The organism is Acinetobacter sp. Brlt_5, from assembly GCF_051949055.1.
Lineage (GTDB): Bacteria > Pseudomonadota > Gammaproteobacteria > Pseudomonadales > Moraxellaceae > Acinetobacter > Acinetobacter indicus.
Window position 1 is genome coordinate 43,598 of record NZ_JAYJLP010000016.1, and the last position, 25,332, is coordinate 68,929.

The 25,332-nt window shown below is 46.5% G+C and carries 20 protein-coding genes; 8 read left to right on the forward strand and 12 right to left on the reverse strand.

Annotation, left to right across the window (positions count from 1 at the left end):
- Genes VF685_RS11180 through tviB form a run of 3 tightly spaced genes read right to left on the reverse strand, consistent with a single transcriptional unit; the run spans position 1 to position 3,853 of the window.
- Positions 1-1,518, reverse strand: a complete 1,518-nt coding sequence (locus VF685_RS11180) for a hypothetical protein (protein ID WP_440203642.1) — start codon at positions 1,516-1,518, stop codon at positions 1-3.
- A 13-nt stretch (positions 1,519-1,531) separates the two neighbouring features.
- Positions 1,532-2,554 carry an NAD-dependent epimerase/dehydratase family protein gene (locus VF685_RS11185; protein ID WP_440203643.1) on the reverse strand — a complete coding sequence of 341 codons (1,023 nt, stop codon included), beginning with the start codon at positions 2,552-2,554 and terminating at the stop codon, positions 1,532-1,534.
- A 21-nt stretch (positions 2,555-2,575) separates the two neighbouring features.
- Positions 2,576-3,853 carry a Vi polysaccharide biosynthesis UDP-N-acetylglucosamine C-6 dehydrogenase TviB gene (gene tviB / locus VF685_RS11190; RefSeq protein ID WP_440203644.1) on the reverse strand — a complete coding sequence of 426 codons (1,278 nt, stop codon included), beginning with the start codon at positions 3,851-3,853 and terminating at the stop codon, positions 2,576-2,578.
- Between the two features lie 316 nt (positions 3,854-4,169).
- On the opposite strand from tviB, the gene VF685_RS11195 reads away from it, so the two are divergent.
- The 4 genes from VF685_RS11195 to VF685_RS11210 all read left to right on the forward strand — a co-directional run bounded on the left by VF685_RS11195 (position 4,170) and on the right by VF685_RS11210 (position 9,505).
- Entirely contained in the window at positions 4,170-5,273 is a 1,104-nt protein-coding gene (locus tag VF685_RS11195) for a polysaccharide biosynthesis/export family protein (RefSeq protein ID WP_440203645.1), read from the forward strand.
- Complete coding sequence (locus tag VF685_RS11200; RefSeq protein WP_004814137.1) at positions 5,273-5,701, forward strand: low molecular weight protein-tyrosine-phosphatase; 429 nt, start codon at positions 5,273-5,275, stop codon at positions 5,699-5,701. Before VF685_RS11195 ends, VF685_RS11200 begins: the two co-directional genes overlap by 1 nt.
- Positions 5,702-5,718: 17 nt before the next feature.
- Positions 5,719-7,905 (forward strand): polysaccharide biosynthesis tyrosine autokinase, encoded by a 2,187-nt coding sequence (locus VF685_RS11205; protein ID WP_440203646.1) that lies wholly within the window; start codon positions 5,719-5,721, stop codon positions 7,903-7,905.
- Between the two features lie 145 nt (positions 7,906-8,050).
- Positions 8,051-9,505, forward strand: coding sequence for a capsule assembly Wzi family protein (locus VF685_RS11210; protein ID WP_440203647.1), 1,455 nt, complete (start codon positions 8,051-8,053; stop codon positions 9,503-9,505).
- A 99-nt stretch (positions 9,506-9,604) separates the two neighbouring features.
- Here the strand turns inward: VF685_RS11210 and VF685_RS11215 are convergent, their stop codons facing one another.
- A complete protein-coding gene (locus VF685_RS11215; protein WP_440203648.1) occupies positions 9,605-10,249 on the reverse strand; it encodes an START domain-containing protein in 645 nt (214 codons plus the stop codon).
- 56 nt (positions 10,250-10,305) lie between these two features.
- Positions 10,306-11,127, reverse strand: a complete 822-nt coding sequence (gene dapB / locus VF685_RS11220) for a 4-hydroxy-tetrahydrodipicolinate reductase (RefSeq protein WP_016658892.1) — start codon at positions 11,125-11,127, stop codon at positions 10,306-10,308.
- Positions 11,128-11,375: 248 nt separating this feature from the next.
- Between dapB and VF685_RS11225 the strand changes: the two genes are divergently transcribed.
- The gene (locus tag VF685_RS11225) at positions 11,376-11,648 is read left to right on the forward strand and encodes a hypothetical protein (protein ID WP_160241781.1); all 273 of its coding nucleotides are present in this window, start codon (positions 11,376-11,378) and stop codon (positions 11,646-11,648) included.
- Between the two features lie 72 nt (positions 11,649-11,720).
- Here VF685_RS11225 and dnaJ read toward each other — a convergent pair whose 3' ends face one another.
- The 4 genes from dnaJ to VF685_RS11245 all read right to left on the reverse strand — a co-directional run bounded on the left by dnaJ (position 11,721) and on the right by VF685_RS11245 (position 17,695).
- Positions 11,721-12,830: a molecular chaperone DnaJ gene (dnaJ, locus tag VF685_RS11230; protein ID WP_104472330.1), complete on the reverse strand. Its 1,110-nt coding sequence runs from the start codon at positions 12,828-12,830 to the stop codon at positions 11,721-11,723.
- Positions 12,831-12,936: 106 nt separating this feature from the next.
- Positions 12,937-13,314, reverse strand: a complete 378-nt coding sequence (locus tag VF685_RS11235) for a hypothetical protein (RefSeq protein WP_005181203.1) — start codon at positions 13,312-13,314, stop codon at positions 12,937-12,939.
- A 131-nt stretch (positions 13,315-13,445) separates the two neighbouring features.
- Positions 13,446-16,592, reverse strand: a complete 3,147-nt coding sequence (locus VF685_RS11240; RefSeq protein WP_440203649.1) for an efflux RND transporter permease subunit — start codon at positions 16,590-16,592, stop codon at positions 13,446-13,448.
- Positions 16,593-16,594: 2 nt separating this feature from the next.
- The gene (locus VF685_RS11245) at positions 16,595-17,695 is read right to left on the reverse strand and encodes an efflux RND transporter periplasmic adaptor subunit (RefSeq protein WP_075174688.1); all 1,101 of its coding nucleotides are present in this window, start codon (positions 17,693-17,695) and stop codon (positions 16,595-16,597) included.
- A 153-nt stretch (positions 17,696-17,848) separates the two neighbouring features.
- Between VF685_RS11245 and VF685_RS11250 the strand changes: the two genes are divergently transcribed.
- The 3 genes from VF685_RS11250 (at position 17,849) to VF685_RS11260 (ending at position 22,894) form a co-directional block, all read left to right on the forward strand.
- Positions 17,849-18,460 (forward strand): TetR/AcrR family transcriptional regulator, encoded by a 612-nt coding sequence (locus VF685_RS11250; RefSeq protein WP_440203650.1) that lies wholly within the window; start codon positions 17,849-17,851, stop codon positions 18,458-18,460.
- 139 nt (positions 18,461-18,599) lie between these two features.
- The gene (ppc, locus tag VF685_RS11255; protein WP_163143335.1) at positions 18,600-21,284 is read left to right on the forward strand and encodes a phosphoenolpyruvate carboxylase; all 2,685 of its coding nucleotides are present in this window, start codon (positions 18,600-18,602) and stop codon (positions 21,282-21,284) included.
- Between the two features lie 299 nt (positions 21,285-21,583).
- On the forward strand, positions 21,584-22,894 hold the full coding sequence (locus VF685_RS11260; protein WP_168382135.1) for a solute carrier family 23 protein: 1,311 nt from the start codon (positions 21,584-21,586) through the stop codon (positions 22,892-22,894).
- A 242-nt stretch (positions 22,895-23,136) separates the two neighbouring features.
- Here the strand turns inward: VF685_RS11260 and VF685_RS11265 are convergent, their stop codons facing one another.
- The 3 genes from VF685_RS11265 to VF685_RS11275 all read right to left on the reverse strand — a co-directional run bounded on the left by VF685_RS11265 (position 23,137) and on the right by VF685_RS11275 (position 25,310).
- Positions 23,137-23,313 carry a hypothetical protein gene (locus VF685_RS11265; RefSeq protein WP_005181183.1) on the reverse strand — a complete coding sequence of 59 codons (177 nt, stop codon included), beginning with the start codon at positions 23,311-23,313 and terminating at the stop codon, positions 23,137-23,139.
- Between the two features lie 406 nt (positions 23,314-23,719).
- Positions 23,720-24,007, reverse strand: a complete 288-nt coding sequence (locus VF685_RS11270) for a chorismate mutase (protein ID WP_168382136.1) — start codon at positions 24,005-24,007, stop codon at positions 23,720-23,722.
- The gene (locus tag VF685_RS11275; RefSeq protein WP_286385321.1) at positions 23,988-25,310 is read right to left on the reverse strand and encodes a hypothetical protein; all 1,323 of its coding nucleotides are present in this window, start codon (positions 25,308-25,310) and stop codon (positions 23,988-23,990) included. The genes VF685_RS11270 and VF685_RS11275 overlap by 20 nt, the downstream gene beginning before the upstream one ends.
- Positions 25,311-25,332: the final 22 nt, after the last annotated feature.

Consider the following 25,332-nt stretch of genomic DNA (forward strand, 5'->3'; position numbering starts at 1 on the left):
TCACCCTTTGTTTTTTCTTAGCAATTTTACTATTAATTGACAAATACTTTCTCTTTGCTGAGAGTCAAATAATAGAAAAAATGCCCAAACCACTATAAAAAAAATGCCAAAAATATTTAAAACAATCAAATTTAATAAATTTTCACTTACATTAAATGAGCTTAGCATTAAAAAAGACAATGAACCCATACTTAAAAACATTACAACTGGCAACATTACCTTTTTTAAATAATTTTTAAAAAAATTATTACCTACTATCTCACTTACAAAATATATTCTTAAAAACAATAGAATCAGATTTAAGAGTAACAAAATATACCAAACATCATAAATATCAAATTTAAAATATAATAAAACATAAGATATAGGCACACTAAACATCATCACAAAGAAAACACAAAACTGATACCGTCTAATATTCCCTTCGGCCTGTATTAACATCCACAAAGGCCCCGCCATTACTTCAAGTAGAGATATAATTGCAGAGATTTTAATAATCCCTTCAACATAAACTGGAACCCTATTCAACCAAATTAATAATATCTCATGTGCATAAAAAATTAATGGCAAACCAGCTATTGCATAAAATATAACACTCACTTTTGTTAAAGAAAAAATTTTTAAATCAACACTTTCATTACTTACAAAAGTTTTCATTAAATAAGGGGAAAATGCTTTTTGAAAATTACTTGTGACTGTTCCAATTAAAGCATTTAATTGATTTGCAATACTTAAACTCCCATTAACAACAACACCATAAAAAATGTTTGCTACTAATGGAATCCCTTGAACACTAATTACAACACCAAAACTACCAAAGACATTCCAAGAAATAAAACCTAAAATTTCTTTATAGGATACTAAATTCTTGATCAGCTGAAATTTACAAAAATAAATCCTAAATCTACAATATAAAAATAAAGTAATAAAAATAAAAAAACTAGAAATCAATAAAAACAAACTATAGTGGTATAGTTTTTCTGGAAAGTAAGACAATAAAAATACTGAAAACAATTTCAACAGTCCTTCAAGAACTGTAATGAATGCATAAAATGAAAATCTTTCCATCGAGATTAGACACGAATGAAAATTTAATGACAAGAAGTTGATAAAAAAACTACCTACCATTAAGTAATAAATTTGATTTGCCACCTCAACTCTATTAAGTGGTATATTTAAAAACTTAAAGAAAAAAATATCTTTAAAAAAAATCAATATAAAAGCCAGAAAAATACCTAAAGCAAAAAAAACTATATTACTCACACTATATATTTCTATTAATTTAGCTTTATTTTTATCGGCCAGATTAACATTTAAAAATCTTTGAACTGAGTTAGTGATAGAGTTATTAAAAAAACCTAAAAGCAGCACCACCCCCCATACTAACGAGTAAACTCCAAAATCAACAACACCCAAATACTCTAATAAAAGTTTGGTTGTAAAAAGTGTAATTACTATTAGTAGCAACATTCGCATATATAAGAATGCTGAATTTTTGAAGACTCGCTTATCAATCATATGATTTTTATAACTAAAGCTTAGAGCTATACCAGTTCATTGCTAAATCAATACCCTCTTGGATATCATATTTAGCCTCATAACCTAGCATTTTTTGAATTTTTTTAATATTGGCTTGTGAATGTCGGACATCACCAGCACGAAACTCTCTATAAATAGGATCTTTAGTGTAAGTCACTCCATTTTCATTGAGTGCTATTTTAATCGCATTAAATAAATCATTTAATGTTGTTCTGTCACCCACTGCTACGTTATAAACTTGATTTTTTGCTTGTTCATTTTGTGTGGTTGCTGCCAAAATATTGGCTTGTACCGTATTTTCAACAAAACAGAAATCACGACTGGTTTCACCATCACCATTAATGAATACATCATCACCCGCAATCACAGCTGCTGTCCATTTTGGAATGACTGCAGCATAGGCCCCATTTGGGTCCTGGCGCTTGCCAAAGACATTAAAGTAACGCAAACCAATTGCCTTAAAACCATATGTGCGTGCAAATACATCTGCATATAACTCATTTACATATTTGGTTACCGCATAAGGCGAAAGTGGGTTGCCAATATTTTCCTCCACTTTTGGCAATGCAGGATGATCACCATAGGTAGAACTACTGGCGGCATAAGTAAAGCTAGATACATTTGCATCACGGGCCGCCACCAACATATTTAAAAAACCTGTAATGTTGGCTGCATTGGTGGTAATTGGGTCCGCAATAGAACGTGGCACAGAACCTAAAGCCGCTTGGTGCAAGACATAGTCCACGTTTGCACAAGCCTTCTGGCAGTCTTCTAGGTTACGAATATCCCCCTCATAGAACTTAAAATTTGCCCATTGTTCAGGTGTCACTAAACTTTGTACTTCATCTAAATTATGCTGGTGACCTGTAGCAAAGTTATCTAGCCCTACCACAGTTTGGTCTAATTTTAACAAGGTTTCTAGAAGGTTAGAGCCAATAAAACCTGCTACACCTGTTACTAACCAGGTTTTAGGATTTTGTTTTAATTGCTCACATACAGTCTGATATTGGCTCATTCTTATACAGGTCCCTAAATATTATAAACGGATGTCAGATTCAGATTGTTCTAATACATATTTTAAGTCATATAAAATATGTTCTGGTTTGGCTAAAGCACGAATATCTGTAGCTCCCATTGCTTTAAACTGCTCATGCGCAACTGCTAAAATGACGGCATCGTACTGGCCTTGTTCTAGGCTTGCAATTGGGGTAATACCGTATTCATGTTGTGCTTCTTGGGTATTAACCCAAGGATCATAAACATCTGCCTGAATATTATATTCCTGTAGCTCATTGACAATATCAATAATTTTGGTATTGCGAATATCCGGGCAATTCTCTTTAAAACTCAAGCCCAACACTAAAACCTTAGCCCCTTCCACCTGAATCTTTTTCTTGATCATTGCTTTTACCAGCTGGGTGACTACATAAGCTCCCATACCATCATTGAGACGGCGACCTGCCAAGATAATTTCAGGATGATAACCAATAGACTGCGCTTTATGGGTTAAATAATACGGGTCTACCCCAATACAGTGGCCACCAACCAAACCCGGGCGGAATGGTAAAAAGTTCCACTTTGTACCCGCGGCTTTCAGCACTGCTTCGGTATCAATTCCCATTTTATTAAAGATCACAGCCAGCTCATTAATGAGTGCGATGTTGACGTCACGCTGGGTATTTTCAATAACTTTTGCAGCTTCCGCGACTTTAATACTGGTTGCTTTATGGGTACCCGCTTCAATAATCAGGTTATAAACCTGATCAACAAAGTCTGCAACTTCTGGAGTAGATCCTGAAGTAATTTTTAAAATATTGGTGACACGATGCAACTTGTCCCCCGGATTAATTCGTTCTGGGCTATAACCGGCAAAGAAATCCTGATTAAATTTTAAACCTGAAACTTTTTCCAATACCGGAATACAGTCTTCTTCAGTTGCGCCAGGGTATACAGTAGATTCATACACCACCACATCGCCTTTTTTTAACACCTGACCAATACTGGTCGAAGCCTTAATGAGCGGAGTTAAATCGGGTTGTTTATAGTCATCAATTGGCGTAGGAACCGTCACAATAAAAAAGTTGCAGCTTTTTAAATCATCCAAATTGGCGGAATAAGAAAGTTGTGTTGCCTGTTGTAGCTCTTCTGGTGATACTTCTAGAGTATGGTCTTGACCACTTTGTAATTCTTCAATCCGTTTTTGATGAATATCGAAACCAATTACTGGAACCTTTTTTCCAAATTCCACGGCAAGTGGCAAACCAACATAGCCTAAACCAATTACGGCAATTTTCAGGTCAGAGAGCTTTAGCATTTTAACGCCTTATTTATATACTATACTTATGAAGAGTAAATCTTTCGGCGGGAATGTTAGCAGAAAATCATGAATGTTCTGTTATGATTTTTAGCCAAAAAATCTAAAATGCTTCCTTTTGTGTCAGTTTTTTGCAAATGATCTTTATTTAATTTTACGGTGTCTCACAATTTAGATACTTTTTGCCTCATTTTTCTGCCTGTGCTTGCGTATACTTTCGCAATCTACTTACAATTTGTTATATACCCTTAAAATAACTTCGGTAAACTATTTTTTATTTTTTATGATTTTAGAAAAATCGAGAACGGGAATACGTGTGAGACAATTTAAATCTATAATTCTACTGTCTTTTCTGGTGACAGCAAGCGGGTGCGCGGTCACCTCCGGTTTACAGACCTATGACTTACCTTCTGAGGGTGTCTATCAAACAGACTTGGGGACTTCGGTGAATGTGGTCCGGCTCACTCAAGATACTGTACTCGGTTTGCAACCGGCCGTACACAATATTCAGCAAGATTATGCCCACCTGTTTACCCAGTCACATCGCAACTATAACCTTAGTCCAGGCGACATTCTGTCGATCTATTTATGGGCCTATCCTGAAATTACACCTGCTTCTACGAATGTGGGTAGTGATGAATCTGCACGCGCTAATGGTTATCAAATTGACTCTCAGGGCTATATTCAATTCCCGATTATTGGTCGCTATAAAGCTGCCGGTAAATCTTTAAGTCAGGTAAACCGTGAGCTGCGCAGTCAGTTATCCCGTTATTTAAAAACGCCTGATGTAGTAGCACGCGTTCTGTCTTATCAGGGCCAGCGTTACTCGGTACAGGGTAATGTAATGAAAGGCGGCCAATTCTATTTAAGTGACCAACCGACCAGTGTCTATACCGCTTTAGGTCTGGCGGGTGGTGTCAATGCCCAGCAAGGCAATAATGCTTCTATTACCTTGGTGCGTCAGGGGCAGACCTATCATTTAAACAGTATTGAACTGGAACAAGCCGGTTTCTCTTTACATAACCTGCTCATTCAACCGAATGACACCCTCTATGTAAACAGCCGCGAAAACCAGAAGATCTATGTGATGGGAGAATCGGGCAAAAACCAGTCCTTGCCTATGCGTGATCAGGGCATGAGCCTGAGCGATGTGCTCGGTGAAAGTCTGGGATTAAATCCATTGTCGGCCAGCCGCAGCAAAGTTTATGTGGTACGTAGTCAACCAAGTGGTGCGCAAACCGAAGTCTATCATCTGGACTTAACCAGTATTGCCGACTTTGGTCTGGCCAATCAGTTTAAAATGCGCAGTAATGATATTGTTTATGTCGATGCATCTGGTCTTGCGCGCTGGCAACGTGTCGTGAATCAGATTATTCCATTCTCAAATGCTTTATATAATTTAGACCGTTTGGGGAACTAATGAAAATTAACAATATTCTGGTGGTCTGTATTGGCAATATTTGCCGTAGCCCGATGGCGGAATACTTTTTAAAACAGGAATTTCCGCATTTACAAATTGAGTCTGCCGGTATTTCCGGGCTGGTCGGTCATGCAGCCGATGACAAAGCCAGCCTGTGCATGCAGCGTTTAGGGATTGATATGAGCCCGCATGTGGCCCGAAAGCTGAATGCCGAGCTGGTCAAGAAAGCTGACCTGATTTTAGTGATGAGTCAGAATCAGCAAAAACATGTGGAACAGACCTGGCCCTTTGCCAAAGGTAAAACCTTTAGGCTCGGGCACTGGCAAAGTAAAAATGTGGCCGATCCTTACCAGCATGATCAGGCAGTATTTGATGAAACCTGCCAGCTGATTCAGGCCTGCATTGCAGACTGGAAAAAATATATTTAACTTTCGAACAAAAGACTATGAGCCAAAATACCAATACAGAAGATACCATTGACCTGAAGGAATTGTTTTTCTCCTTAATTGCCCAGTGGAAACTGATTGCTCTCTGTGTCATTTTAAGTTTGGTCTGTGCCTTACTTTATTTAAGAACCACCCCGGACACCTATCAGGTCGATGCACTGGTTCAGGTCGAAGAAAATAAAGGAGCATCTGCCGCCTTATTGGGCGATTTGTCCGATATGATTGAGCAGAAATCACCGGCTCAGGCCGAAATTGAGATTTTAAAATCGCGTCTGGTACTCGGTACCGTCATTGATCGCCTGAATTTAAATATTCGCATTCACGGTACAGAAGACGGTTTCTGGAGCCGCTTACTGAATAAGCATGAATATGACAGTGAATATTCGGGCAAATCCGTGCTGTTTAAAGACAACCAGAAAAGCTTTGATGTACGCAGCTTTGAGATTCCAGATTACTATCGTGATAAAAATCTACTACTTCGTTTCTCACAAGGTAAATTTAGTTTAACCGATGAAGAAACTGAACAAGTGGTCTTTTCTGCCCCACTGAACCAGACCAGCCAGTTACAGTCTGAATATGGCCTATGGAAAGTCGGTATTTATAGTCAGGACAGCTTTGATAGCACGTACCTGATCCAAAAGCAAAGCCTGCCTGCCGCGGTTCGTAGCTTGCTCGCTGACTATTCGGTGGCCGAAAAAGGTAAACTGACCGGTGTGCTGGGCCTCAACTACCAGGGTACTGACAAGCAGCATATTACCCAGGTGCTCAATGCCATTTTAGCAGCCTATAGTCAACAGAATATTGAACGTCGCTCGGCTGAAACCGCACAAACCTTAAAATTCCTGGAAGATCAGCTGCCGGAGCTTAAACAACAACTCGATGTCGCTGAACGTGAATTTAACCGTTTCCGCCAGCAGTACAATACAGTCGATGTCACCAAGGAGTCAGAGCTGTATCTGACCCAAAGCGTGACCCTGGAAACTCAAAAAGCCGAGCTGGAACAAAAAGTAGCTGAAGCCTCAGCTAAATATACGGCTGAACACCCAATCATGCAGCAAATGAATGCCCAATTAACGGCCATTAATAAAAAGATTAATGAATTAGATGGAACATTAAGACGCTTACCAGAATTGCAACGCCAGTATCTGCAACTGTTCCGCGAAGTGGAAGTAAAACAGCAGCTGTATACTGGCCTGCTCAATTCTTATCAGCAGTTACGTATTGCCAAAGCCGGTGAAATTGGTAATGTGCGTATTGTTGATACCGCGGTTGAGCCAATTGCCCCTATTGCTCCAAAAAAGTTACAAATCCTGATTCTGTCAATTGTTCTGGGCGGTTTCCTCGGTACACTGCTGGCCTTATTACGTAATATTCTGCGTAGTGGCGTTAAGGATTCTACCCAAATTGAAAATGAACTGGACTTGCCGGTGTATGCCACTGTACCGCGTTCGCCTGTACAGGAAAGCCGGATTAAACTGCTGAAGAAGAAAAAGAATATTCCAATTCTTGCGGTTAAAAATAGTGATGATATTGCCATTGAAAGCCTACGCAGCATGCGTACTGCCATTCATTTTGCCTTAAGCAGTGCCAAGAACAATATTATTATGGTTTCTGGTCCTGCACCGGAAGTCGGTAAATCCTTTATTTCAACCAACCTGGCCACCATTCTGGCGCAAAGCCAGAAACGGGTACTGATTATTGATGGGGACTTGCGCCGCGGTTATTTGCATAAATATTTTAATCAGCAAGCTCAACCGGGTCTGGCAGAATACTTAAATGGTCAAACCGAATTAAGCCAGGTCATTAAAGCTACGGAAGTATCCGGTCTAGATGTAATTGCCCGTGGCAAGAGTCCAGCCAACCCGTCTGAACTGCTCAGCACCACACAATTTGCGACGATGCTGAATCAGCTGTCAGAACAGTATGATCATATCTTGATTGATACTCCACCAATTCTGGCCGTCACAGACGGGATTATTATTTCCCAGCATGCCGGGGTGAATCTGGTGATTGCGCGCTATGCCAAGACACAAATGAAAGAGCTTGAATTGACCATCAACCGTTTTGAACAGGTGGGTGTGAAAGTCAATGGTATTATCCTGAATGATATTCAGCGCTCCAGTGCAGGCTATGGTTATGGCTATAACTATTCCTATGCCTATAAAGCCAATAAGGATAATGACTAATTTTGCAGTGACCGATTGCTTTAAAAATCTCGCTACGGCGGGATTTTTAATCTTTCCAGATTACAACTCTACTCAACAGTTTGCATTGAAAAAATAAACTCGTCCGCCTATGGTGTGGAGAGCAAAAAACTCCTGAGAATCAAAAATGCGTCTATCAAAAATATTGCTTGCGACCCTTGCCCTCAGCTCATCCCTGACCTTTGCTCAAGGGATTGTGCTGAATGACCAGAACCTGCGTACCGACCTGAATTGGCTGAATCAGCAAGGGGTGATTCAAATCAGCACCTCCACCTGGCCCATGAGTGGCGATGAAATTCAGCGCGCCCTGTCTCAGGCGAAAATCAGCAACTCTGTCCAGCAAAAAGTAGTGGATGCTGTCCTCACCCATTTAAATGCCGATAATCAGCTTCTGAAAGCTGCGCTGTTTGCAGAAACTGATCATAAGTATCTGCCTCAAGCCTTTGCTGATCAGGAAAAATCACAATATCAGGCTGGTCTGGAACTGAATGCTGGCGGCAGCCAATGGGATGCCCGGTTACGGGTGAATGCCGAAAAAGACCCTCAGATTGATCATGATCAGGATGTGAATGTTGAAGGCTCTTATATTGCCGGGAAACTCTGGAATCAATGGCTGATTGCCGGCCAGATTCCGACCTATTGGGGACCAGGTCATGAGGGGAGTCTGATTCGTGGCGATGCCAGCCGCCCAGTCTATGGTATTACTGCACAGCGGGCAGAACAGACTGCTTTTAGCAGTAAATGGCTGTCCTGGATTGGGCCATGGCAATATCAGGCCTTTGCCGGTCAGCTGGACCATTATGATGCGGTTCCAGATGCCAAACTGATTGGCCTGCGTGTCACTGCTCAGCCGCTCCCCTATCTGGAACTGGGTGCTTCACGCGCCATTCAGTGGGGGGGTGAAGGACGTCCGGAGAACTTTGATTCTTTATGGGATGCAATCATTGGTAAAGATAATGTCTATGGGGATACAGTCAATCCATCCAACCAGATTGCTGGTTTTGATGCGCGTTTAAACCTGCAACCTTTAGTGCAAATGCCGCTGGGTATCTATGCCCAGTATGTCGGTGAAGATGAGGCCGGCGGCCTGCCCGCGAAAAAAATGTATCTGGCCGGGGTGGATTATTCATCTAGCTACCAGAATATGCCCTACCAGCTGTATAGCGAATGGGCTGACACGCGTACCAATGGCAAGGCACAAGGGATTTCCTATAATCATAGTGTTTATACCGATGGTTTCTATCAGCATGGTTATTCATTGGCCCATGCAATGGGCGGCGATGGCCAGATGATTGCTGTCGGCGGTGATATCCGTTTTGATCCTTTAAACCGTCTGCATGGCCGGGTGCTGTTTGCTAAATTTGATCAAGCAGCCAATCGACCAGGTAGCCGTCAAACAAACTATGCTTTTCCTGAGCAAGATGAGCTAACAGCTTTAGATATCACCTGGACACATTATCTACGTCCGGATATTCCACTTAAACTGAATGGCTGGCTGGGGGATTCAGACCTGCACGGTAAAGATGGCGGTGCCTCAATCGGCATTGAATTCCCGCTGGAAAAAGGACTGTTTAGCTACTAAGGCAGTTAAATCTCGTTTTAAAGACTCAGATCAGCGGTATTTCAATACGCTGTCTGAGTCTGCTAATGCCTGACCCGTCTAGCACCAGACGGGTATTTTTTATCTTAAAATCGCCGGTAAGGGTCGCTCGCGGCCCAGCAAACTCAGCTCAAGTTTCATTTTTTGCAGCATCTGATAAGGCTGCTGCTGCACAAACATATTCACAAAACTGGTTGGAATCGAACCGGCCGGATCGGCATAACCATAGGTAGACACCTTAACCCGGTTGGCCCCCAGTTTTTGAAAGGTCCAGTCGCCTTCATAATGGGTTAAACGTACATAGCTCGGGTTTAAGGGATAACCCTGGCTGACCGCCTTGTTCTGAATATGAATCACGCCTTGGGCATCTTTAAACATTCTGCCTTTGACCACCAGATCACGGTCTTTTAACGGAAAAGGAAAATCCAGCACCATATACAGCAGGAACTCACCTTTCTGGTCATCACGCGACAGTACCTTAACGCTGCCCATATACGGCACCCAGCTAATGGCATGTTCGACATCTAGAATCAGGCTGGCGGCTTTTTCAATCGAGACCGGAAAAGTGGTTTCTGCCTTGTACAAAAATACCGGGTTTTGCGGATGCTGATAGGTCCAGACCTTAATATTATTTTTATGAATATTGAGTTTGGCATTCTGCAAATTCTGGGCGGGTACACTCGCCGCCATGGCGAGCGCACCGGCCAATACAATCCATTTTTTCATTCCATTGTTCATCTTATTTTAGTTTTAGTGTTGTTATAACGGATTTTACAGCGGTTTTAAACTTGAATATCGTTAAAACCCAAGACATCTTTCATGTCATATTTACGCGCATCACGACCGACCACCCAGGCAGCAGCACGCACGGCACCGGCAGCAAAGTTCATCCGGTTGGTGGCTTTGTGGGTAATTTCGACGCGCTCGCCTTCACCAATAAACATGGCGGTGTGTTCACCGACAATATCGCCGCCACGAATGGTCTGGAAGCCAATGCTTTGACGCTCACGTGGCCCCGTGTGCCCTTCACGATGATAGACCGCATCTTTTTTCAGGTCACGGCCCAGGGTTTCTGCAATTGCTTCACCCATCATTAAAGCAGTACCGGATGGCGCATCGACTTTATGACGATGGTGCGCTTCAATCACTTCAATATCTACCGTATCGCCAAATACTTTAGAAGCAAGTTCTAAAAGCTTAATTGAAACATTCACACCCACTGAATAGTTGGCTGCATAGACCACCGGAGTTTGCGTTGCCGATTCATCCAGATAGGCTTTTTGTTCATCATTCATGCCGGTGGTGCCAATCACGATCGCCACGCCTGCTTCACGACAAATTTTCAGATGGTTCACTGTGGCTGCCGGTGCAGTAAAGTCGATGACCACGTCACACTGCTTCACCACCTCTTCCAGGCTGCCAACCACTTTTACACCCAGGCTGCCAATGCCCGCAAGCTCGCCTGCATCTGCACCGATTAAGCTACTTTCCGGACGTTCCACCGCAGCTGCAAGTTGATAACCGGCCTGCTCAACGGCTTGAATAAGGATGCGTCCCATACGGCCACCGGCACCTAATACACCAATGCGTGGAGTTGCTGACATAACATATTCCTGATGTTGATTCGAAATTGTCCTTACTATATCAAAACTCCCTGCCCAGACTAAGCCGGCAGTCTAAAAAAGCCAAAAAAAACTAAGATGACTCAACCGTAACCCGCGCACCCGGTAATTTAAAAATAGAAATTGAAAAGAAAGTTCTGATTTCTCGCGTTTTTTCACGAAAGTGCAAAATTGCTGCAGCAGACTAGCCGTCACGAATGAATAGAATAGAGATTATAAGGAGATCAAGCATGCATTCGAAACAACTGGGGATGGCAGTGTGTATGGGGCTACTGATGAGCTCGGCTTGGGCAGAACCACCATTACAACCGGGTGATACCTTGGAAAGCCTGTCTCAAGTCCGCATTACCACCACTTTACAGCCAGCAGTATCGGCAGAAGAAGCAGCACAAGTGGCGTTAATTGATGCAATTGAAGAAGAACAAAGCGAACAGAGCACCGAGATGGCTGTATCTCAGGAAGATGCACTGGTGGCAGAAATTGACCCGGTAGAAGGGGTTTAATTTTTTATTCGCCATAAAAAAGGGAGATGATGTTCATCTCCCTTTGTGTTTGAGCGCGCTGTTTCAACTGGCTTAGTCAAACAGGCGGTCAAAGAATGACTTTTTCTTTGGTGACGAATTGTTGTTATCGCCATCCAGCGTCGCTTGCAGTTCTTTCAGTAATTCACGCTGACGCGAAGTCAGGTTCACAGGGGTTTCCACCACAATACGGCACAGCAGATCGCCGACCATGCTGGTACGTACCGGTTTCACGCCTTTACCGCGCAGGCGGAACAGTTTACCGGTTTGGGTACCTTCCGGAATTTTCAGGCTCACCCGGCCATCCAGCGTCGGAATTTCAATTTCTTTACCGAGGGCAGCATCGGCAATTGAAACCGGCACATCCATATACAGATCGGCACCATCACGCTGGAAGATTTCATGCTCGCGCACCACCACTTCTACGTACAGGTCGCCGGCCTGGCCATCACGGATCGCTTCACCTTTACCGGTTAAACGTACCCGGTCGCCATTGTCGACACCGGCTGGAATGGTAACTTCCAGAGTTTGCTGACGGTCAGATACCCCTGAACCATGACATTTGTTACATGGGTTCTTGATGATTTTGCCCTGGCCACGACAGGTGCTACAGGTCTGCTGCACCGAGAAGAAACCTTGCTGCATACGTACCTGACCGGCACCATGACAGGTTTTACAGGTTTCAACATCATTCGGATTTTGCGAGCCTTTACCATCACAGGCATCACACGGTGCAGGTGCGGTAAAGCTGATGGTTTTTTTCACCCCTTTAACCGCTTCTTCCAGGGTCAGTTCCATCACATAGCGCAGGTCCGAACCACGGCGCGCACGTTGCTGACGGCCACCGCCCCCAAAGGCACCACCAAAAATATCGCCGAACTGGCTAAAGATATCTTCGGCACTAAAGCCACCGCCGAAGCCACCACCGCCCATGCCGCCTTCAAAGGCCTGATGGCCCATACGGTCGTACATGCTGCGTTTTTCGCTGTCCGACAGCACTTCATAGGCTTCTGAAGCTTCTTTAAATTTTTCTTCAGCTTCCGGGTTATCTGGGTTACGGTCCGGATGATATTTCATCGCCAACTTACGGTAGGCTTTTTTAATTTCATCATCACTAGCGGTTTTAGCAACACCCAAAACCTCATAATAATCACGTTTAGCCATGTCTGGCGATGCTCCTCACGGAATTTTATTTAAGACTCAACTGAGGTCTGAAATTGGGGTTTATCCCAGATTTACAAGGGCAGGCAGCGAAAAAAATTTAGGCTGCTTAAAACACCGCCTTGTTTTTCATGAATTTACTTAAGCCTTTGATCCAGGCATTGAGTAAATATAAGAAGGCAATGGCGCTAAACACCACACCGGCAATGGTGGTCGCAGTGACCCAGGTGGCATCATTCCAGGCATAGAAAAATAGCGGAATAAACCACAGGGCAGCAAATACCGCCAAAATGGAGTAGATCATGACATTGCGCATGACCCAGAGTGCCTGGGCCTGTAACCAGACTTCGGTCTGATCGACCATCACCACTTTACGGGCCAGCCAGTAGGCAAAAATGGCGCTAATTAAGGTAAACAGGGCGAAAAACATGAAGACGTAAGAAAGAGCAATCGAACGACGTAACTTGGCTAAGCTATCTTGCTGCATGTGTGCTTCAACCCCATTTACTGCATGTTTGGTTTTATAATATGCAGTAAATTTACCTATTGAAAATTGTAAAAATGAAGGTGCTACTATATTGAAATTTTCAAGCTTTCGCACCTTATATTGACACAAAATCAGGCCATATTCTGATTTTTTTTCACTTTAAACCACTGCGCATACAGGGCCGGCAAAAAGAATAAAGTGAGCAGCGTCGCAATAATCAATCCGCCCATGATGGCCACCGCCATTGGGCCAAAGAAAATACTGCGCGACAGCGGAATCATGGCCAGCACGGCGGCCAGTGCCGTCAGCACAATTGGACGGCAGCGGCGCACCGTGGCATTGATAATCGCATCCCATGGCGCTTCACCGGCCTGAATATCCTGCTCGATCTGGTCAATCAGAATCAGCGAGTTACGCATGATCATCCCCGACAGTGCGATGGTGCCGAGCATGGCCACAAAACCAAAAGGTTTATTGAACAGTAGCAGAAACAGCACCACCCCAATAATGCCAAGCGGCGCGGTTAAAAACACGATACAGGCCCGTGACATGCTTTTAAGCTGCAGCATCAACAGGGTAAACACCACCGCCAAAAACAGCGGCATACCGGCATTGACCGAGCTTTGCCCTCGCGCCGATTCTTCCACCGTCCCGCCGACTTCTAACAGATAGCCATTGGGCAACTGGCTGCGAATCTGCTGTAAGGGTTCGCTTAACTCCCCCACCACCGTGGCCGGTTGTAAACTGCTGCTGATGTCAGCTCGTACGGTAATGGTCGGTAAACGGTTACGGTGCCAGATCAGGCCTTCTTCAAAACGGTATTCAATCTGGGCAATCTGGGCCAGCGGTACACTATTGCCCTGTGCGGTTGGCACTGCCAGGCTGCTGAGCGAACCAACATCGACCCGCTCGGCTGCATCACCGCGCAGGCGGATTTCAATCAGCTCACGTTTTTCCCGGTACTGGTCAATCGCGCTGCCCAGAATGGAACTGTTGAGGAAAGTAGCCAGATCAACACTGCTGACGCCCATTTGTCGCGCCCGGTCCTGATCAATCTGTAGATGAATCACCTTGCTTGGCTCACCCCAATCCAGATGGACATTGGTGGTGTTCGGATTGTCATCGACCTGAGCTGCGACCTGCTGTGCCCATTGCCGCACCTGAGCCAGATCTTCACCGGAAACCCTGAACTGGAGTGGATAGCCAACCGGCGGACCATTTTCCAGCAGCGATACGCGGGTACGCGCTTCCGGTAATAATTTACGAATCTGCTCATCCAGCGAACGGCGAATTTCATCCCGGTCTTCTAGCGATGAAGCCAGCACCACAAACTGGGCAAAACTGGTTTGCGGTAACTGCTGATCGAGCGGTAAATAAAAACGCGGCGAGCCAGTGCCCACATAGGCCACATAGTTATCAATCCCCTCCTGCTTGGCCAGGAACTGCTCGACCTTTTGCACTGCGGCTTCGGTGGCTGTTAAAGAAGCACCTTCTTCAAGTTTCAGATCAACCAGAATTTCGGCCCGGTTCGAGGGTGGAAAAAACTGCTGCGGTACCAGCTTGAACATCAAAATCGACAGCACAAAAATGCCTACCGTAGCGGCAATCACGGTTTTGCGATAGGTCACACAAGTATCGACCCAGCGGCGAAAGCCCTGATAAAAACGGGTCTGATACGGATCATGCTGCTCACCGACATGATGCACCACAGGCGCTGGAGCGGGCTGCTTGCGCAGGCGTGCCCACAGGCGCTGATACCAGCTGGCCTGTTGTGGCTGCTGATTAAAATCGGGCAGCAGTTTATCACCCAGATACGGCACAAACAGCACCGCGGCAAACCAGGACACCACCAGTGCAATGGTCACCACCTGGAAGATGGAGCGGGTATATTCGCCGGTACTGGACGCGGCCGTAGCAATCGGTAAAAAGCCGGCCGCGGTAATCAGGGTACCGGTCAGCATTGGAAAAGCGGTGGTTTTCCAGGTAAAACCGGCCGCCTGAAGCCGGCTATAGCCTTGCTCCATTTTAATGGCCATCATCTCTACCGCAATAATGGCATCATCCACCAGCAGACCCAGCGCCAGAATCAGGGCACCGAGGGAAATCTTGTGCAGGCCGACATCAAACAGGTTCATGCCGGCAAAGGTCATCGCCAGCACCAGTGGAATCGAAAAAGCCACCACCAGACCGGTACGGAAACCGAGCGAGAAAAAGCTGACCAGCAGCACGATAATCACCGCCTCGGCCAGCACCTTCATAAACTCATTGACACTGTGCTTGACCGCCACCGGCTGATCCGAAACTTTTTGCAGCTGCATACCCAGCGGCAAGGTCTGCTGTAGCCGCTGGAATTCAGTGGCCAGATTCTCCCCCAGCGCCAGAATATCGCCGCCTTTACGCATGGACACGGCAATGCCAATCCCGTTTTCGCCCATAAAACGCATCCGCGGCTGGGCCGGATCACTAAAACCGCGGTAAATCTCCGCGACATCACCCAGCTGAATGGTGGTGCCATTGACCAGTAGCGGCATCTGCTGCAAGGCTTCAACACTGTTCAGCTGGCCGCTGACCCGAACCTGAATCCGGTCGGTTTCGGTTTCAAAAAAGCCGGCACTGGCCATGCTGTTCTGCTGCTGCAACGCCTGCTGGATGGCGGTAACCGGGATACCGAGCTGGGCCGCTTTGGTGTTGGACAGTTCAATCCAGATTTTCTGGTCTTGCAGGCCAATCAGTTCGACCTTGCTGACATCCTTGACCCGTTGCAATTGTAGCTGCAGGCGGTCGGCATATTCTTTTAAGGTGGCGTAGTCAAAATCTTCGCCGGTCAGCACATAAATATTGCCGAAGGTATCGCCAAATTCATCGTTAAAAAACGGCCCCTGCACGCCTTGGGGCAATTCATGCCGGATATCATTGATTTTCTTGCGTACCGTATACCAGATATCCGGAATTTGCCCGGAACGCAGCGAATCTTTGGCAATAAAGGTCACCATTGATTCTCCCGGACGCGAATAAGCCAGAATCCGCTCGTACTGCCCGGTGGTCATCAGCTCTTTTTCAATCCGGTCGGTGACCTGCAAGGACACTTCCTTAGCGGTGGCACCCGGCCAATAGGTCTGCACCACCATTACCTTAAAGGTAAACGGCGGGTCTTCACTCTGCGACAATTTGGAATAGGAATACATGCCAATAATGCCGAGCAGCAGCATGAAATACAGAATCAGGCCCTTGTTTTTTAAGGCCCATTCCGACAGGTTAAAGTTTAGCGGTGCGCTCATGCTTAACCCCCTGCCTGAATCTTGACGGCACGGTTTTCCCGGTCAATCGGATGGATTTTTTGCTGGTCGCGTAGCAGATGCACCCCACCCACCACCACATAGTCCGTTGGCTTTAGCCCACTCAGTACCGGTACGCTGTCACGGCCATAGGCACCCAGCTGTACATCTACTTTACGTAGCTGATGATTGGCACCCACCACCAGGACATAGGCCTGCTGACCATTGGCCGAGACGCTGGACAGCGGTACGGTCAGCTGCTGCTGTGCATTGCCATTTAAAAACACCCGCGCACTTTGTCCCAGCTGGATGGCCGGATTGGCAGCACGTAGCGCCACCTTGACACTAAAAGTACGTGACTGGTCAGCTGCCGGTGAAATCTCCCGCACATAGGCTTCAAAGCGCTGATCCGGCTGTGACCACAAGGTGACTGTGGCCGGCTGACCGACTTTAATCTGGCTCATGGCCTGCTCCGGCACGCCAATCACCACTTCACGTTCACCGGAAATTGCCAGCTGATAGGCTGCCTGACCGGCTGCCACCACCTGCCCCACTTCAATATTGCGTGCGGTAATCACCCCGTTTTTATTGGCCACCAGCCGGTTATATACGGTCTGGTTCTGCGCCACCGCATAATTGGACTGCGCCTGTTTCAGCGCCGCCACGGCAGATTTGTACTGATTGTCGATGGCATCGTATTGCGAGCGGCTAACCGCATTCATTGGCAACAGCTGCTGAAAACGTTGCAATTCATCTTGGGCAATTTTGGCGGCCGACTGGGCACTGTCGAGCTGGGCGCGCGCTGCATTCAGCTGTAACTGGGCATCTTTAACATCTAAACGTGCCAGCACCTGCCCGACCTTGACCTGATCGCCAACATCGACATAGCGTTCCACCACCTGACCACCGACCCGAAAGGCCAACGCGGTCTGCTGACGCGCCTGCACCTCACCGGCATAGCTTTTTTGTGCCTGATGACTGGAGGTGGGCTGGGCCACCATCACATAGGGAATATTCTGTTCAGTGCTGGCGCTGTCCTTGCTGCAACCGACCAGGGTGCTACACACCAGGATCAGGCTGAGAACTACCGTGTTAATCGTGCTCATGCGGTTGACTCTTATTTGTCAGATGTTTTTCAGGCAAAATAGCAATATATTAAAAATGATCAATTTTTAATTAATATACCGATGAGTACATTAATTGCAAGAAACAGCAAAACACAATGACTGTTTTTATTTTATTTAGGATATTTTCAGCAAATGAACGTCGGACGTCCCAAAGATCTCGAAAAACGCCAGCGCATTCTGGAATCGGCTAAATCCTTGTTTTTAAAGCAGGGCTATCATGGTTCGAGCATGAATGAAATTGCCCGCGATGCCGGCGTGACCAAACTGACGGTCTATAACCATTTTCAGGACAAGGCCACCTTGTTTACCTGTGCCATTGAAGATACCTGTGAAGCCCTGATTATGGCGCGTCCGCCGCAGCTCAGTGCCGACAGCAATTTCCAGCAGGCGCTGGCGCAGCTGTGTGCGCTGTCCCTGGAAATTGTCTATTTACCCGAAGCCATCAAGCTGGAATATCTGCTGCTCGATTTGGCCTCACAGCAAAGTCCGCTGTTACAGCAGTTTTATCAGGCTTCGCATCAAAAGCTGAACCAGGTCTGGCAGCACTTTTTCCAGCAGGCCATTGCGTTAGAGTTCATCCCCAACAGGCCACTTGAGCAGTTGATCCAGTTGATCCTGTCACTGTTGCTCGGTCAGCGCCACCATGAAATTCTGCTCGGAATCCGCCCGATTCCGGCCGCCGAGGAACAGCAGCAGCTAATCCAATCTAGTATCCAGCTGTTCCTGCAAGCCATCTCCGAGTAGCCGGCTGCCTAAGGCTTGAACAAAACCGGCTTTTTTGCAGCGCTTCTGGATAAAAATTATCCGACTTTCGCCTGGTGCTGGCTTGGATTGTCACGAATTCCGGGTATAGTCAAAACAGGAACTCTGGAGAGGGAAAAAAATGATTCAACAAATTGCTGCTCCATTACGCGAAGATGTGCGTCTGCTGGGAAATTTACTGGGCGATACTCTGAAACAGCACGCCGGACAAGATTTGTTTAATCAGGTCGAACAGATTCGTGCGCTGGCCAAAGGCGCCCGTGATGGCCAGATTGAAGCAGAAAAACAACTCGAACAACTGCTGTCCAGTCTGGAAGATGAAGAAATTCTGCCGCTGACCCGTGCCTTTACCCACTTTTTAAATTTTGCCAATATTGCCGAGCAGTATCATGTGGTGCGTAGCCGCCGCCAGAGCGAATTTGATGACAGCGCGCCCTCCCCGAATCCACTCGACCATCTATTTCAAAAATTCCAGCAGCACGATATTTCTGCCGAGACCTTGTTCCAGCAAATTTGTGAACTGAATATTGAACTGGTCTTAACCGCACATCCGACCGAAGTCAGCCGCCGCACCCTCATTCAGAAATATGATGGCATCAATGCCTGCCTGTCGGCTTTTGACCAGCAGAAACTGACGCCGCGTGAACGTCAAGCCGTACTGGAAGAACTGAAACAGCTGATCAGCTCGGCCTGGCAGACCGATGAAATTCGTCAGCATCGCCCGACACCGATTGATGAAGCCAAATGGGGCTTTACCACCATTGAACAGACGCTGTGGAATGCAGTGCCTAAATTTATCCGGGAACTGGACAACATGGTGCAGGCCCAGTGTGGCCAGCAGTTGCCACTGGAAATTGCACCGCTGCGCTTTGCCTCCTGGATGGGCGGTGACCGCGATGGCAACCCGAATGTGACCCATCAGGTGACCCAGGAAGTGCTGTGGCTCTCGCGCTGGAAAGCCGCCGATTTGTACCTGCGCGATATTGAAGATTTGCGCTGGGAACTGTCGATCCAGCAATGCAGTCCGGAGCTGCTGGCTGCCATTGGTACGCCGCATCCTGAACCGTATCGTGAATATTTACGTGAGACGCGCCAGCGTTTAACGGCCACCCGTGACTGGCTGGCGCAAAAGCTGCAAGGACTGGATGCTGATGACAGCCAGGTGATTAAAAGCAAACAGGAACTGCTGACCCCGTTATTGTTATGTCACCGCTCGTTAATGGCCTGCAACATGCCAGAAATTGCCAATGGCAAGCTGCTGGATTTCATTCGCCGGGTCAACTGTTTCGGGATTGAACTGCTCAAGCTGGATATCCGTCAGGAATCTGGCCGGCATCGTCAGGCCATTTCGGCAATTACCGAATATCTTGGTCTGGGCAATTTTGAAACCTGGACCGAACAGGCGCGGCAGAATTTCCTGCTACAGGAACTGCAAAGCAAACGTCCGCTGTTGCCTAAATACCTGCAGGAACCGAAACAGAGCCTGATTGAACGTCCAGATGTACAGGAAGTGTTTGCCACCATGCGGACTCTGGCCGAACAGCCATCGGAATCGCTAGGTGCCTATATTATTTCCATGGCCGAATATCCAAGTGATGTGCTGGCGGTGTTATTGCTGCAAAAAGAAGCCGGTATTCAAACGCCGCTACGCGTGGTGCCGCTGTTTGAAACCCTGAAAGATCTGGACGGCGCAGCCAATACCATGCACACCCTGTTTGGCATGCACTGGTACAAGCAGCATATTCAGGGCAAACATGAGGTGATGATTGGCTACTCCGACTCGGCCAAAGATGCCGGCTTTATGTCGGCGAACTGGGCCCAGTATCGTGCCCAGGAAGAACTGACCGCTGTGGCACAGCAGCACGGGGTTCAGCTGACCCTGTTCCACGGCCGTGGCGGTTCTATCAGCCGTGGCGGGGCACCGACCCAGCAGGCCCTGTTCTCGCAACCACCAGGTTCCATTTCCGGCGCGATTCGCGTCACCGAACAGGGCGAAATGATTCGCTTCAAGTTTGGTCTGGAAGAAATTGCCTTACAGAATCTGGAAATCTATACCGCTGCAACACTGGAGGCGACCTTGCTGCCACCGCCGGTTCCTAAACAGGAATGGCGCCAGTTAATGCACAGCATGACCGACCTGTCGGTGCAGGTCTATCGCCAGACCGTGCGGGAAAATCCGCATTTTGTGAAATACCTGCGTACCGTGACCCCGGAACTGGAGCTGCAAATGCTGCCGCTTGGTTCACGTCCGGCCAAGCGTAAAGTCAGCGGCGGCATTGAATCGCTACGTGCCATTCCCTGGGTGTTTGCCTGGACCCAGATTCGCCTGATGCTACCAGCCTGGCTGGGTACTGGTGCTGCCATTAACCAGGTCATTGCCCAGGACCAGCAGGCACTGCTGGAAGAAATGCTGCGCGAATGGCCCTATTTCCAGACCCTGGTGGATATGCTGGAGATGGTTCTGTCCAAGGCCGATGGGCATATTGCGCTCTACTATGAGGCACATCTGACCGAAGATGAAGAACTGAAAGCCTTGGGCGCCGAGCTGCGTCAACGCCTGAAAGATGCGGTCCAGACCTTGCTGGCGCTAAAAGGTGAGTCACAGCTACTCAGCAGCAATGATGTGCTGGATCAGTCGATGAAAGTGCGTAAACCATATTTGCTGCCGCTACATCTGCTGCAGGCCGAACTGATGAAACGCCGCCGCCAGTATCTCAACAGCCAGCAGGCCGAACATAGTCCGGTAGATCATGCCTTAATGGTCACCATTGCCGGTATTGCCGCCGGATTACGCAACACCGGCTAAGTCAAATTGGCAAAAACATACAGCACATGTTCTGCATGTGCTGTATTTTTAAGCAGTCATAAAGCTGTCATTTCTTTTTTTATGAATAAAATAATTATTATTTATACATTCCCTCCAGCCAAAGTCGATGAATTAATCTACTGATTTCATACTATTTTTATATTGAAAAATTTTTACCCTACGGTAAAAAACAAAGCAAAGTCATAGAATTAATTTGAACAAAAATTTTGTATCTCCGATTAAATCTTTTAAAAAACAGGAGTATGATTGGCACAATTTGTCTTTAGAGTGCTCAAAATATGTCCAATTGGTTTCCCAAATGGCGCCCGTATCAAGGCAGTATCGATGCACGTCCTGTAGGTACCAATGAGTATCTTCCACCTGCGCAAACCGTGGTCCTGGGGGTTCAGCACGCGTTTGCCATGTTTGGTGCGACGGTACTTGCACCTTTCCTGATGGGCTTTGACCCAAACCTGGCCATTCTGATGTCCGGGATCTGTACCATCCTGTTCTTTATTATGACCGGTGGTCGCGTTCCTAGTTATTTAGGTTCCAGCTTTGCCTTTATTGGGGTGGTAATTGCTGCGACCGGTTATGCCGCATCCGGCACGGGCGGACCCAACCCGAATATTGCGGTGGCAGCCGGCGGGATTATTGCCTGCGGTATTTTATATGCCCTGCTCGGCTTTCTGGTCATGGCCACAGGCACGCGCTGGATTGAAAAATTAATGCCACCTGTGGTCACTGGTGCAGTGGTGATGATCATTGGTCTAAACCTGGCACCGGTCACCGTCAAAGGCGTGGCTGGTAATCCATTTAATATGTGGATGGCGCTGGTTACAGTGCTGTGTATGGGTTCGATTGCGGTATTTACCAGAGGACTGTTACAGCGTCTGTTGCTCCTGGTTGGTCTGCTGCTGGCCTATCTGGTTTACTTTATTGTCAGTAATGTCATGGGTTATGGCACGCCAATTAACTTTGCCCCAATCCAGCAGGCGGCATGGTTTGGCCTGCCAACCTTCCATGGTCCGGAATTTGAAGTCAATGCCATGCTGATCATTGCCCCGGTAGCGCTGATTCTGGTGGCAGAAAACCTCGGTCATATTAAAGCCGTGAGTGCCATGACCGGTGAAAACCTGGACCCGCACATTGGTAAAGCCTTTGTCGCCGATGGTGTAGCCACGACTTTAGCCGGTGGTGTCGGTGCGCCGGGCATGACCACCTATGGTGAAAATATTGGCGTGATGGCAGTGACGCGTGTCTACTCGACCATTATTTTTGCGGTTGCCGGTGTGTTTGCCATTTTCCTGGGTTTATCGCCTAAGTTTGGTGCCATTATTCATACCATTCCAAGCGCGATTTTAACCGGTGCCTCAATTGTGGTGTTTGGTCTGATTACCATTGCCGGAGCCAAAATCTGGATTGAAAACAAAGTCGACTTCTCGAAAAACAAAAACCTGATGGTGGCGGCAGTGACCATTATTTTAGGTACCGGTGACTTTGCCCTGCAATTTGGCAGCTTTAACCTGGGTGGTATTGGGACGGCGACCTTTGCCGCACTGTTACTGAACCTGTTCTTTAGCCTGGGCGAAAAATCAGAAAAAGCATAACTGCCCTGACTAATATACAAAAAACCGAAGCCGGTATGATCAGTACCGGCTTCGGTTTTTTTATCTGAAACCTAAACGCTAGCAGTCAGGTTTCAAGGCAAAATTAAATTATTTTTGCTTTTTCAGGGCTTTTTGCAGCTGTTTCAATTTGCCCTGATGTTTTGAAATCTTTTTCAAACGTGCTTTGATTTTTTGCTTTAACGATTTAACTTGCTTCGCCATGGTATTACTCCCTAGTAAGGCTATTCGCGCTTGTGCTGTTTCACAAAGCTACGAATAAATTTTCTTAATTCACGAGCAGCACTAGTATCCAGTTCTTCACACAGATGAATAAATTCATCGCGTTCAGCACTATTAATACGAATTAAAAGTTGTCCATCTTTTTTGCCTGTCTTTATTTTTTTGATTTGCTCGCTCATTGCTTCACTCCAAAATAAAGACGCTTTAACAAAAAGATGTATATACAATATATATACATTTTCAATTAAGTCAAATCTATCGTGTTAAAATATGTAATAAAATCAATATATTTAGTTTACCAAGAAACTATAGACGCGCGCAAAGCCTGCCGGGCTCTAGCTTTGCGCAGAATGCCGCCATCGGTTTATTTTTAAATTAAAGCTAGATGATTCGTTTGTTTTTCAACCAATCTCAATCTTGAAGCGAAACAGCAGCTCAGATTCATCTCACCTGCTGAGTGCGGATTTCTATGGTTCTGGCTGACGATTAAAGACAAGTAAATAAAGCGCTGGCCACACCAGGAAGATCATTCCGGCCTACTGTGATAAAAACAGAGTGCCAGCGCGTTTTTAATTGTTATCGGTTTTAAGGTCTAAACTGTTTCAGTTCACGCTGAATAAAGTGCTGGAACATGGTCTGGTACAGCTGTTCAATCAGCTGAGCATCGAGCCCCAAGCTGGTGGCCTGGCTACGCAAACGCTCCAGAATCTGGGCCTGGCGTTCCGGGGTATGCATATCGGTTTCTGATTTTTTAAAACGGGTGGTCTGATCAACATAATATTGACGCGCTGCAATCAGCTCCACCAAAGCACTATCAATCACATCAATCTGTGCGCGAGCCTGTTCCAGCGACTCAACTTTCTCTTTTTTCATGTTGTAAGATGTCATTTTCAGCTTCGTTTTCACTTTTGTACTTTTCTTCTAACACATTACTGAAAATACTTTCAATCATCCAGACGCGATAAAGGCTATTAAACACATAACTTTGCCCATCAATCCGCAGCTCCAGCACCGGTAAATTCGGCTGAGACTTCATTTCACAAAGCATGTCATTGTCTTGAAGATACTGTTCAATATCGGCACTGCTCAGTTCAACAATGTTCAACTCACGGCGTAACTGCTCGAAATGGGCTTTAAAAGACAGGTCTTTGCCCTGGGTCCACACCGCCTGCAAAATTCGGTGAATGGCCTGCATACGCTGTTCTTCCGGCACGCTATAAAACAGTCGCGCCATCTGATAGGTGGCATCCTGGGTCGGCCGGCAAAACGGGGTAAAGGCCACTTCGGTGCGTTTGGATAAACGGGTCGCCAGACTCCAGTCAAACAGGTCACGGCCCTGATAACTGAGCGGATAGACATTCAAATGAATATTATAATAATTGGCCAGCTCTTCCTGAATATAGGCCAGTAGTAGCCAGGAAATCGGATCTTCCAGCGCGATATATAAATCCAGCTCCGGGTCCATACGCTGAATTTCATTTAAGGCTTCGGCATCATTAATTAAATGCTCGCGCCATTCAATATGATTGATCAGGAAAATCGGATTGCCGGTCAGCAACTTCTGCTGTTTTAGGCGCCGGGTCAGGCGCAACAAATCATCTACCGCATGATACTGGCGGCCACCAAACTCGAAATAGCTGGCAAGGATGGCGTCCTGATTAAAAATCCGTTCCGGAAAATGCTGTTCCTGATGATGGCGACTGGCCATGGCATACAGGGTGCGCAATTTGCCATACTGCTTTTGCCAGAGCATATGGAATACATCTTCCAGCAAATACAGAAAATCCTGACCGCGTAAAGGCGTATGCCGCAAGATGGTTTCGGCCTGTGCCAAGGCTTCCGGGGTCGGTTGCTCCGGCGTGTCATGAAAACTGAAACGGTGCTGCTTGGACAGGATCTGTGCATCATTCAGGCAATAGTTCTGCCATTCCAGCGCCGACATCTGGTTTGGCGGTTCTGCGCTGTCACTGGAAATAATTACCTTTAACGGCTTTAAGGCATCGGAGAGGATTTCTTCAAGCTGTGGCAGTTCCTGCACCGCCAGATAGCTATACACATCATCTAAACGCAGATGAATACTGAGGCCCTGCTCAATCGGTAACACCGCTTGACGAGACGGTTTTTGATAAAACCAACTCGATCGGATTGGATCAAACCAACGGCGTAACAGTGACATGAGCTGAGCCTCTAAAGGATTA

What these genes read in the sequence shown, in the direction of transcription:
- VF685_RS11215 (WP_440203648.1), bottom strand. Translation starts at nt 10,249, where the DNA reads ATGAAAAAATGGATTGTATTGGCCGGTGCGCTCGCCATGGCGGCGAGT.
- VF685_RS11185 (WP_440203643.1), bottom strand. Translation starts at nt 2,554, where the DNA reads ATGAGCCAATATCAGACTGTATGTGAGCAATTAAAACAAAATCCTAAA.
- VF685_RS11180 (WP_440203642.1), bottom strand. Translation starts at nt 1,518, where the DNA reads ATGATTGATAAGCGAGTCTTCAAAAATTCAGCATTCTTATATATGCGA.
- VF685_RS11260 (WP_168382135.1), top strand. Translation starts at nt 21,584, where the DNA reads ATGTCCAATTGGTTTCCCAAATGGCGCCCGTATCAAGGCAGTATCGAT.
- VF685_RS11245 (WP_075174688.1), bottom strand. Translation starts at nt 17,695, where the DNA reads ATGAGCACGATTAACACGGTAGTTCTCAGCCTGATCCTGGTGTGTAGC.
- VF685_RS11225 (WP_160241781.1), top strand. Translation starts at nt 11,376, where the DNA reads ATGCATTCGAAACAACTGGGGATGGCAGTGTGTATGGGGCTACTGATG.
- VF685_RS11200 (WP_004814137.1), top strand. Translation starts at nt 5,273, where the DNA reads ATGAAAATTAACAATATTCTGGTGGTCTGTATTGGCAATATTTGCCGT.
- dnaJ (WP_104472330.1), bottom strand. Translation starts at nt 12,830, where the DNA reads ATGGCTAAACGTGATTATTATGAGGTTTTGGGTGTTGCTAAAACCGCT.
- ppc (WP_163143335.1), top strand. Translation starts at nt 18,600, where the DNA reads ATGATTCAACAAATTGCTGCTCCATTACGCGAAGATGTGCGTCTGCTG.
- VF685_RS11240 (WP_440203649.1), bottom strand. Translation starts at nt 16,592, where the DNA reads ATGAGCGCACCGCTAAACTTTAACCTGTCGGAATGGGCCTTAAAAAAC.
- VF685_RS11235 (WP_005181203.1), bottom strand. Translation starts at nt 13,314, where the DNA reads ATGCAGCAAGATAGCTTAGCCAAGTTACGTCGTTCGATTGCTCTTTCT.
- VF685_RS11205 (WP_440203646.1), top strand. Translation starts at nt 5,719, where the DNA reads ATGAGCCAAAATACCAATACAGAAGATACCATTGACCTGAAGGAATTG.
- VF685_RS11275 (WP_286385321.1), bottom strand. Translation starts at nt 25,310, where the DNA reads ATGTCACTGTTACGCCGTTGGTTTGATCCAATCCGATCGAGTTGGTTT.
- VF685_RS11250 (WP_440203650.1), top strand. Translation starts at nt 17,849, where the DNA reads ATGAACGTCGGACGTCCCAAAGATCTCGAAAAACGCCAGCGCATTCTG.
- VF685_RS11270 (WP_168382136.1), bottom strand. Translation starts at nt 24,007, where the DNA reads ATGAAAAAAGAGAAAGTTGAGTCGCTGGAACAGGCTCGCGCACAGATT.
- VF685_RS11210 (WP_440203647.1), top strand. Translation starts at nt 8,051, where the DNA reads ATGCGTCTATCAAAAATATTGCTTGCGACCCTTGCCCTCAGCTCATCC.
- tviB (WP_440203644.1), bottom strand. Translation starts at nt 3,853, where the DNA reads ATGCTAAAGCTCTCTGACCTGAAAATTGCCGTAATTGGTTTAGGCTAT.
- dapB (WP_016658892.1), bottom strand. Translation starts at nt 11,127, where the DNA reads ATGTCAGCAACTCCACGCATTGGTGTATTAGGTGCCGGTGGCCGTATG.
- VF685_RS11265 (WP_005181183.1), bottom strand. Translation starts at nt 23,313, where the DNA reads ATGAGCGAGCAAATCAAAAAAATAAAGACAGGCAAAAAAGATGGACAA.